This is a genomic window from Endozoicomonas sp. SESOKO3, from assembly GCF_024606255.1.
Window position 1 is genome coordinate 1 of record NZ_JAHHPR010000784.1, and the last position, 9,577, is coordinate 9,577.

Here is a 9,577-nt window from a genome sequence, read left to right on the forward strand (position 1 = left end):
CTCCCATAATGTTCTTCCAGGCAGGGGGTGATACGGTTTGCCGAGAGCCTGGAAACATCTGCTTCCGGAGACAGACCTCCACAGATGATGGCAATCGTTTTACTTTTGTCGGGCATTCGTCTAATGGCTTCAGTTTGGGCTGTGATCAGTCAAGCCTAGTACATAAGCCAAATCTGACCAGTCTGGTTTATGAGTCCATTTAGAGTCTGTTTCTGTCTGGTTTTATCCTGAGCCATTTAAAAAATTCCGGTGTCGCCTGCTTGAGCCAGAGACGCTGGTATTTCAGGGTTAGATTTAGCCAGCCTCTTTCATGATACTTTCTTGCGCTGGTGCCCAGTCTGGTCCGACAGGGGTGGAGGTGGATCTTGTTTTGCCGGGCTTTCCAGACAAATACATGATCTTCGCCGTAACCAGTGTTGGTAGGATAGCCCTTCAGGTTTAGAAACTGTGTCCTGCTAATGCAAAACCCTTGATCTCCATAAGGACACCCCAGAACATTGGAGCGGAATCTGGCTCCCCATTCGTTGATGGATAACCGGAGGGTATGCTTGTCGTAAAACCAGAGATCAAAATAAAACAATCGTTCTGGATGCTGATTAATGGCATTCAATAAACTCTGAACGTTCCCTTTGTTCAGTATTGTGTCTGCATGCAAAAACCAGAGGTAGTCACCTGTGGCTTCTCGAGCTCCTGCGTTGAGCTGGCAGGCACGTCCTTGTTCTGCAGCGCACCAAAACCATTTGAGATGAAGCAAAGGGGGCGGAAGTTGATCCAGTTTGGCAGGGCGCTGCTGGTCCTTATAGCCAACGAGGATAATCTCGCTGCCAGCTGGAAGCAGGCTAAATTGTTCAAGAAGAACCGGCCATTCTGGCTCACCGGGACCCAGAGGCACGATTGCTGTTATGCTGGACATGATTATTTTTGCAATACTTCGAGCAATGCTTTTTGTTCCTGACCCAAGTTGTTCTCAGGGGAGAGTAGTGCTGATTTCAGTGCGCTCCTGCAGTTGCATTGGGTGTTGTCGTGGGGCGTTTCTTGTTGTTGTTTCAGATACTGTCTTAACAACTCTCTGGCCAGTGCCAGGCTTCTGTCGTATCTGGCAACGATCTGCTCAACACTGGCGTGGGCTGAAGGATCGTCCTTCCAGCAGTCATAATCGGTGGCAATGGCGATGGTTGTATAACAGAGTTGAGCTTCTCTCGCCAGAAACGCTTCAGGCACATTGGTCATGCCCACAACGTCGCACTGAGCGGCATTTTTCAGGAACAGGCTTTCTGCACGACTACCCAGCCTGGGACCGTCAACGCAGGCATAGGTTTTCTCTTTGTGCAGTCCTATCTCTGCTGAGTTAGCAGCGCTGAGCAGCTGTTCTGATTGATGATGACAACTCGGTAGTGCGGTGGAGACGTGAGCGACAAGACCGTTACCGAAAAAGCTTTTTTCCCGCTGTCCTTTTACAAAGTCGAAGTACTGACTGACCAGAGATAATTCACCAGGCGCAATTTCCTCCTGCAGGCTGCCCACCGCAGAAAGGCCTATTACCCGAGTCGCCCCCAGACTTTTTAATGCCCAGATATTGGCTCGATAATTGACTTCATGGGGCAAGAGTTCGTGGCCACTTCCATGTCTGGGCAAGAACAACAGCTTTTGTTGATTAAAAAGACCTGTCGTTATTGTACCTGAATGAGAGCCGTAAGGTGTTTCAATCTTCTGCTCATTCAATACCTCAAGTCCATCGAGTTTATAGATGCCTGTTCCGCCAATCACTGCCAGCATAATGTTTCCTTTTCATTGTGGTGAATTAATCAGACAACTGTTGGATCTGGTCGGGAAGCTGATTTACCCACACTCTGATCTCGTCTCTTACACGACGGTAAATTGCCAACGATTCTTCTTCTGTTTTCACCGATTTAGCCAGTCGGGGAGGGTCATCGAAACGTTTGAGTATGATCTGCCCCTCTTTGGGCGTTGGGCAGGTTTTATGGGCGTGATCACAAACGGTGATAATAAAGTCGAAATGTTTCTGATTCAGATCTTCAAGGGTCTGCGACAGCTGTTGGCTGATATCAATGCCCGCTTCCTGCATGACCCTGACTGCGGATGGATTGAGCCCGTGGGCTTCCAGTCCAGCGGAGAAGGTCTCATAGCCTGAAGGGAGCAGGTTTCTGGCCCAGCCTTCCGCCATCTGGCTGCGGCAGGAGTTACCTGTGCAGAGGAACAGTATCCGGGTTTTATCCATCATAAATTCCTTTTGATGTATTGATGATTAGAGTTCGCTGCAGGAAGAACCGAAAGCAAAACAGCTGTAACAGCGGTGGTGTTTCATACTGATGGTTTGAGTCAGGCTCGTTCGTAAATTTTTCCCCAGGTTGTACTCGCTATCGTCATCCACCAGTGTGCAGGCATAAACCTGCATCTGCCCATTCTGTTTGACCATCATTTTGGAAAACGCGCACATAAATTGACGACGACTCTCTTCTGTCTGGTAGCGGGTCATACAGTCTGTGCTGACATGGGGGACATCCGGTAAAGAACCGGGTGGCAGGAAATCCGGAAAGGCCACTTGTTTCATATTGACCGGCAAACCGTTCAGTTCAAAAAGATCCCTGAAGGCCTGCTCAACCTCTGCAGTGTTTTCGTCTGCTTCCATATGTCTGGCGACTGATACGTTAAAGCCCTTTTCATGGAGTAATTTCAGTCCTGAAAGAGCGGTGGCAAAACTGTCTTTACCTCGTCCTGCGTCATGCTGTTCAGCGTTTGGATGGTCCAGGCTGACTCTCAGGGAAATGGAGTAAGGGTTATCACTCAAACGGGCCAGTTCATCGAGCCTTTTGATCATGGGTGTTGTGCCGTTGGTCAGAACCAGGCAGGGGCGATGCTGAGAGGCGTAGTCCAGAATCCGGATAATGTCTTTGATGACAAAAGGCTCACCTCCGGTAAGTGAGAACTGTTCAACACCCAGCTCAAGTGCTTCATCAATATATGGTTTTACTTCTTTGAGAGTGGGGGCATCCAGCCTCTTGCTGGCCGGACTTGAACCTTCCAGACAAAAGCTACAGGAAAGATTGCAGCGGGTTCCGGTATGAAACCAAAGCTCTTTCAATTGATGGGGTTTGATATAGCCTCTGGGGCTGCCATCAGGCGTAAAGTGCCAATTCTGGCTTTTAGCGTTTGGAGGTGTATCGGTTAGCAGCATGATCCATTACTTCCTGTGTTCTCATTGGTCGAAGATGAGAAGGGCAATGAAATTCCGCAGTCATCAAAAATGCCATAGTGGGTGCTGAAGTTGCCAATGAATTCAAAGTGTTCACGGAATCTTGTGTCGTGCAACATTCTCCAGGTGTTGCCGCAAACCGGGAAAACCTTGCCTTGGGTAATGGGATGATGTCCATCCAGATAGAAGGTGTCGGGGTGGTGATCAATCGTGCCTTTATAGATCACAGCCTGCCCATAATCCTCACAATGACTTTCCAGTTCTGGTAGTTTGAACAATCGATAAGTCGCAGAGAAAAACCGGATGTTACCTACTCTGGCTTCTATCTCACTATTATTGATGGTGACAGGCTTGTCTTCCACAAGCCTGGGATCCGTGAAACCGGCCTTTTTAGCCAGATTCAAAAAGTCATTCCAATAAAGAGCGCCACTCAGACATTCTCCATAAAGAACCGGATCATTAACCAGTTCAGCGGGAATGCGGCGATCAGAATAGACGTCAGAGAAGTAGAGTTCGCCGCCTGATTTTAGCAGACGCCAGGCTTCCCTGAGTACCGCTTCCTTGTCCGGAGAAAGGTTGATTACGCAGTTTGAAATGATCATGTCGAAGCTGTTTTCTTCAAGGCTCAGTTGATCCAGCTTCTCAATATAGCCTTTAAGGAACTCTGTGTTGGCTTTTGAATAGCCGAATTTTTCCCGGTGGTATTCGACATGTCGGTTGGCTATGGCAAGCTGTTCGTCTGTCATGTCGACACCGACGACATAACCCTGCTCTCCTACCATCTGAGCCAGAGCATAACAGTCACGACCCGATCCGGAGCCAAGATCCAGTATTCTGGCGCCCTGTAGTTGCTCAGGGCAGACCAGTCCGCAGCCGTAATAATGGCTCAGAACCTCGTCATGTATGTTGGCAAGAGCGCTTTTCAGATGGCCTGGCATGGCTGTATCTGTGCAGCAGGCATTGGTCTGGAGGTCGTTGCTGCCCTGAAGGGTCTTGCCATAGTAATTCTGTACTGTTTCATGCATGAGGGGTGTCTCCTTGTTTGAAAACAGTTCTAATGTGTTTTGCCAGTGCCCTTCGGGCAGGTCGGTTGTCACTATTCAGTTCGGGGAAAACTCCGAGCAAATCCTCTGAATGATCAACATCCTGACCAGAAAGAGCATAGCCGACGGATAAGCATGATTGACGACAAAGTTTGGCCAGTGAAGCTTCCAGAGATTCTGTGCTCCAGGGCAGGTTTGAAAGGTCAGGCCAATGAGTTCGGTTTGCCATGATGGTGACACCGCCATCACTGGCCTTGCTGAATACTGTGTCGTATGTCTTGAGTCTTTGTGCTGCGTCCGAGAGGTGCCTGAAGCTGAGTGTCGGAGAGTCACTGCCGATATAGATGAGGCTTTCTTTTCCCTGGCGTCTCAGTTCATTGTCGATGTGATTCAGTCTCGCACCGAGGTTACCTGAGCCTTGGGGTACTATCAGGGCGTGCTCGTCTTCCAGAAGCTGACTGGCCCAGACACAGTCGCTTTCATGAGAGGGGGCAATTACCTTTTGGCCTGGCCACTCTGATAAATCTTCCAGCGCGCAAGCAAGCAGGTGTTGAGCAACAGTCAGAGCCTCTTCAGTCCCTATGTCAGCAGCGAGACGCTGTTTTCCCTGACGTAAGGTTGGTTTCTTGCACACAAGTATTAATGTTGTCTTTTGTATCAGATTAAGCTCGTGGCCCATCATTATTCTTTGATTTAGATTTGGCTGATGTGAACGAAAGAGCGAGATTCCCGTCTGCTATTGCATACCTATACTGCAGAAACTGTGATTTGGATTCATGGCTCTGGTTATTTTTTCAAAGCTTTCTGTGAGATTGTCTGCATGCCAGCTGCTGTTATGCTGACGTAGGAATCTCGTTAGTTTGGGTTAGTATAAATCCGGGAGCAACAGTCAGGCATAATACTGGTGTCAATTCAGGTCGGGCTTTATAATCGTTCCCCAAATTTTTTGAATTTCCCCTGGTAACTTTTTATGGGCTTTAAATGTGGCATCGTTGGTCTGCCCAACGTCGGCAAATCAACACTGTTCAATGCTTTGACCAAGGCAGGGATTGATGCAGAAAACTTTCCTTTCTGTACTATTGAACCAAATTCGGGTGTCGTGGCTATGCCCGATCCTCGTCTGAACAGGCTGGCTGAAATTGTTAAGCCTGAGCGTGTGTTGCCCACTACTATGGAATTTGTCGATATTGCTGGCCTGGTAGAAGGTGCCTCCAAGGGTGAAGGTTTGGGCAACAAATTCCTGGCTAATATTCGTGAGACAGATGCTATTGCCCACGTGGTTCGTTGCTTTGAGAATGACAACGTTATCCATGTGGCCAACAAGATCGATCCGGCGGCGGATATTGGCATTATCAATATCGAGCTGGCCATGGCCGACCTGGAAAGTTGTGAAAAGCAGCTGCAGCGTGTAACCCGTGTAGCCAAGAGTGGCGACAAGGATGCAAAAGCCCAGAAAGCCCTGCTGGAAAGAATTGTTCCTCATCTGGAAGAGGGTCGTCCTGTTCGTTCTCTGGATATGACTGACGAAGAGCAAAAGCTGACTAAAACCTTCCATCTTCTTACTACGAAACCCACCATGTACATTGCCAACGTCGATGAAGATGGCTTTGAAGATAATCCTTACCTTGATGTTGTCCGTGACATTGCTCAGAGCGAGGGTTCCGTTGTAGTGACTGTCTGCAACAAGCTGGAAGCTGAGATCGCTGAACTCGAAGACGAAGAGCGGGATGAATTTCTGGCCGATCTGGGTATGGAAGAGCCGGGCCTGGATCGTGTGATTCGTGGTGGTTATGAACTGCTTGGACTGCAGACTTACTTCACTGCGGGAGTTAAAGAGGTTCGCGCCTGGACCGTGAAGATCGGTGCCACGGCACCTCAGGCCGCAGGTGTGATCCACACTGACTTTGAGCGTGGATTTATTCGTGCTGAAGTGACGGCTTATGATGAGTTCGTTCAGTACAACGGTGAGCAGGGTGCCAAGGAAGCCGGTCGTTTGAGAGTTGAAGGCAAGGACTATATCGTTAAAGATGGCGATGTGATGCATTTTCGTTTCAACGTCTGATTCAAGCGGGGCGGCTTGTTCAGTTAGCCCTGTCTTTTATATCGGGTGTTGTCAGCATATAACGTTCTGGAAAGAGCTATTGAATGTTGCTATTGACATTGATCTTATTCAGACAGGTGTGAATGGATGCGCTGACCGTGCGTTTCGAGAAAATGAAAGGATTTTGAATAAGGCAAAATTCAGTGTCTTTAAAAATACGAAACAGCGATAGGGGTTTTCTGAAGGTGCCCAAAAAAGCCGCTTAAACAGTTGACAGGACAGTGTTAAATCCTGACAATGCGCACCATCTTTCGGCGGCTAGGTAGCTCAGTTGGTTAGAGCACAGCACTCATAATGCTGGGGTCGGCAGTTCGAGTCTGCCCCTAGCTACCATTATTGAGCAGTTTGCGTGTAGGCGACTGTTAACGTAGGGTCGAGAGTGTCCACGGAATGTCCTCACCCGATAAAACATTTCGTATTTACTGGGGTGTCGCCAAGCGGTAAGGCAGCAGGTTTTGATCCTGCCATGCGGGGGTTCGAATCCCTCCACCCCAGCCATCTTTCTAAAGCCCGACTAAAACCCGTCGGGCTTTTTCGTTTTTGGTGTTTTCAGAGAGTATCAATGTTTACCGGTTTAAATTATGCCCAACTTGTTTTGAGCTGGGTGGTCTGATTTATTTGGGTTATCGTATGTCACATTGAACATGAAGTGATGTGTCTGAGTGTCCATCTGTTGTCATTGCAAATAGTCGAAGACCCAAAACATCAAGATAATTCCGTGAAAAAACAAATTTCGTCATTAAAGAATAAACATTTGCGTTAGTTTCTGAGAGATTACTAACCTGACACTCCATAAAGTTGAGGCCTGTTTTGGATTTTGTACTCACCCTTGATTGGGGGCTTTTGCTGTTTCTTGTTGCGGTTCTGGCTGGTTTTGTTGATTCTGTTGCGGGCGGTGGCGGATTGATTACAGTTCCTGCACTTCTGGCGGTGGGGCTTTCCCCGGCACAGGCTCTGGCGACTAACAAATTACAGTCCACAGGCGGCTCTTTCTCTGCCAGTGTCTATTTTGTTCGAAGAGGTCTGGTGAATCTCAGGGAAATGCGCTTCGCCATTTTCATGACCTTTGTTGGCAGCGCTGCAGGCGCGATTCTGGTGCAGATGATTGATGCTTCGGTGTTGAGGCAGACCATTCCCTTCCTGTTGTTGGGTATAGCTGCTTACTTCATTATTTCCCCCAGTGCCCGAATTGCCGGGGCTGCTACTGCCAGAATGAGCCTGACGGCTTTTGCCTGCACAGCAGGGCTGGGGATTGGCTTTTATGATGGCTTCTTTGGGCCGGGTACGGGCTCTTTCTTCGCCATAGCCTTCGTCAGTCTCCTTGGTTATTCCCTGGTCATGGCAACGGCTCACACCAAGGTTCTGAACTGTACCAGTAATGTAGCCTCCCTGCTGTTCTTTATATTGGGTGGTCAGGTTGTCTGGGCTGTAGGGGGAATCATGCTGGTTGGCCAGTTCATCGGTGCCCGACTGGGATCAAGAATGGTTGTGAAGCGTGGTCAGCAGATTATTCGTCCCATGATCGTCATTATTTCACTGGTTATGACCGGCAAGCTCATGTGGGATGATTACGGACACTTGCTGTTTTAAAAGGTTTTTCTGCGCAAGTGACAGATTAACGTTATTATAGATAGTCCGACAGGCTCCTCGTCCCGGAGTCTCATAACTGGTTTTGGCAAGAATAACGTCGCCCGAGTATTTGAATGGACAGCAGTTGGCTCAGTGCATTGTTCGGGGGAATCTATCTTGCCCTGATCATAGCCTTTGGAATACACATCATTATGCAGCGCAGGCCAGTAGGTGTGACACTGGCCTGGATATTGTTGCTGTTCATTCTGCCGATAGCCGGTTTCTTCTTTTACCTTTTGTTTGGCTCAAGACGTCTTGGAAAAAGAAGGCACCGACGTCTGGAAAGCCTCTATCCCGACTATGAACAGTGGTCCAGTCACCTGTCGAGAGTGATCACCCAGAGGCAGCTCGAGTGTCCCTCCAATACCCCTCACACGGGGATCTACAAGCTGGCGGAGCAGACTTTGGGCATTCCGGTGTTGCCCTGCAGCAAGCTTCAGTTGTTTCATGAAACCGATGCGATCCTTCATGGCCTGTTACAGGATATAGAGAAAGCCAGGCACAGCATTGTTCTGGAGTTCTATATCTGTGAGCCCAAGGGGCGAATCAAGGTTTTGGCAGAGGCCCTGATCAGAGCCTCACGACGTGGCGTTGACTGCATGGTAATACTTGATGCGGTGGGTAGCCGACAGTTTCTTCGCGGTGAGTGGGCAAGACGTTTCCGTCTGGAAGGCATCAGTGTGACAGGCTCCATGCCGGTTGGCCTTTTGAGGATGCTCTTTGAACGGGTTGATATCCGCAACCATCGCAAAATTCTCGTGATTGACGATGAGATCGCCTGGAGTGGCAGCTTTAATCTGGTCGATCCGGTTCACTTTCGTCAGAGAGCCAATGTCGGGCAATGGATAGATGCGATGGTAAGGGTAGAGGGTATTCCTGCCCACGTTATGGCGGTTATTGCTCATTGGGATAAAGCGCTTGAAACGGGTGAGAAGCATTCGTCGTTTAATGCCACTTACGAGTTTCCACCATCTTGTCTGGACAGTTATGCCGGTGCTGATGTTCATGTGTTGCCATCAGGACCGGGTATCGATCGGGAAAGGCTTCATCAGGTTTTGCTGACAGCGATTTATGAAAGCAAAGAAGAGCTGCTGATATCCACGCCTTATTTTGTTCCCGACGAATCATTGCTGACCGCCCTGAAGTCAGCAGCCATGAGAGGGGTGGACGTTCAATTGCTGGTTCCCCACAAAAATGACTCCAGGATGGTTCACCATGCCAGTCGTTCCTACTATGAAGACTTGTTAAATGCAGGGATAAAAATATTGCAGTTCAAGGGAGGGTTACTGCATACCAAGTGCGTTCTGGTCGATCGATCCACCATTTTGTTTGGTACAGTCAATCTGGATATGCGCAGTGTCTGGCTGAATTATGAAGTGACCATGATCATCTATGACAGAGCTTTCAGCCAAACCATGGCGACGCTTCTGGATCAGTATATGCAGAGTTCTGAGCGTGTTCGCTTGTCTTTGTGGAGTCAGAGGTCTGTCAACAGAAGATTTCTTGAAAGTTTATTTCAGCTGTTAAGTCCTTTGCTCTAGCAGCCTGTCGGACTTAAGGCTGTCCTACTGCGGTTGCAATAAATTGGTC

Annotated in this window: 9 protein-coding genes and 2 tRNA genes; 5 read left to right on the forward strand and 6 right to left on the reverse strand. The window is 48.7% G+C overall.

What is annotated here, in order from left to right; all coding sequences use genetic code 11:
* Positions 1-199 precede the first annotated feature (199 nt).
* From KDK18_RS13720 to KDK18_RS13745, 6 genes are read right to left on the reverse strand one after another with little or no spacing between them, the layout of a single operon-like run.
* Complete coding sequence (locus KDK18_RS13720; protein WP_257255496.1) at positions 200-913, reverse strand: glycosyltransferase; 714 nt, start codon at positions 911-913, stop codon at positions 200-202.
* Between the two features lie 2 nt (positions 914-915).
* A complete protein-coding gene (locus tag KDK18_RS13725) occupies positions 916-1,776 on the reverse strand; it encodes an MTAP family purine nucleoside phosphorylase (RefSeq protein ID WP_257255497.1) in 861 nt (286 codons plus the stop codon).
* Positions 1,777-1,801: 25 nt separating this feature from the next.
* Positions 1,802-2,242, reverse strand: a complete 441-nt coding sequence (locus KDK18_RS13730) for an arsenate reductase ArsC (RefSeq protein ID WP_257255498.1) — start codon at positions 2,240-2,242, stop codon at positions 1,802-1,804.
* A 24-nt stretch (positions 2,243-2,266) separates the two neighbouring features.
* On the reverse strand, positions 2,267-3,196 hold the full coding sequence (locus tag KDK18_RS13735; RefSeq protein WP_257255499.1) for a radical SAM protein: 930 nt from the start codon (positions 3,194-3,196) through the stop codon (positions 2,267-2,269).
* A complete protein-coding gene (locus tag KDK18_RS13740) occupies positions 3,187-4,239 on the reverse strand; it encodes a methyltransferase domain-containing protein (protein WP_257255500.1) in 1,053 nt (350 codons plus the stop codon). Before KDK18_RS13740 ends, KDK18_RS13735 begins: the two co-directional genes overlap by 10 nt.
* Complete coding sequence (locus KDK18_RS13745; protein WP_257255501.1) at positions 4,232-4,939, reverse strand: DUF2064 domain-containing protein; 708 nt, start codon at positions 4,937-4,939, stop codon at positions 4,232-4,234. The genes KDK18_RS13740 and KDK18_RS13745 overlap by 8 nt, the downstream gene beginning before the upstream one ends.
* A gap of 288 nt (positions 4,940-5,227) precedes the next feature.
* Here KDK18_RS13745 and ychF point away from each other — a divergent pair, with 288 nt between their 5' ends.
* From ychF to cls, 5 genes are all read left to right on the forward strand, one after another.
* Entirely contained in the window at positions 5,228-6,319 is a 1,092-nt protein-coding gene (gene ychF, locus KDK18_RS13750; protein WP_257255502.1) for a redox-regulated ATPase YchF, read from the forward strand.
* A gap of 295 nt (positions 6,320-6,614) precedes the next feature.
* A tRNA-Met gene (locus KDK18_RS13755) sits at positions 6,615-6,691 on the forward strand.
* Positions 6,692-6,781: 90 nt separating this feature from the next.
* A tRNA-Gln gene (locus KDK18_RS13760) sits at positions 6,782-6,856 on the forward strand.
* A gap of 312 nt (positions 6,857-7,168) precedes the next feature.
* Positions 7,169-7,948, forward strand: coding sequence for a TSUP family transporter (locus tag KDK18_RS13765; protein WP_257255503.1), 780 nt, complete (start codon positions 7,169-7,171; stop codon positions 7,946-7,948).
* Between the two features lie 113 nt (positions 7,949-8,061).
* Positions 8,062-9,528: a cardiolipin synthase gene (gene cls, locus KDK18_RS13770; RefSeq protein ID WP_257255504.1), complete on the forward strand. Its 1,467-nt coding sequence runs from the start codon at positions 8,062-8,064 to the stop codon at positions 9,526-9,528.
* Positions 9,529-9,577 lie beyond the last annotated feature (49 nt).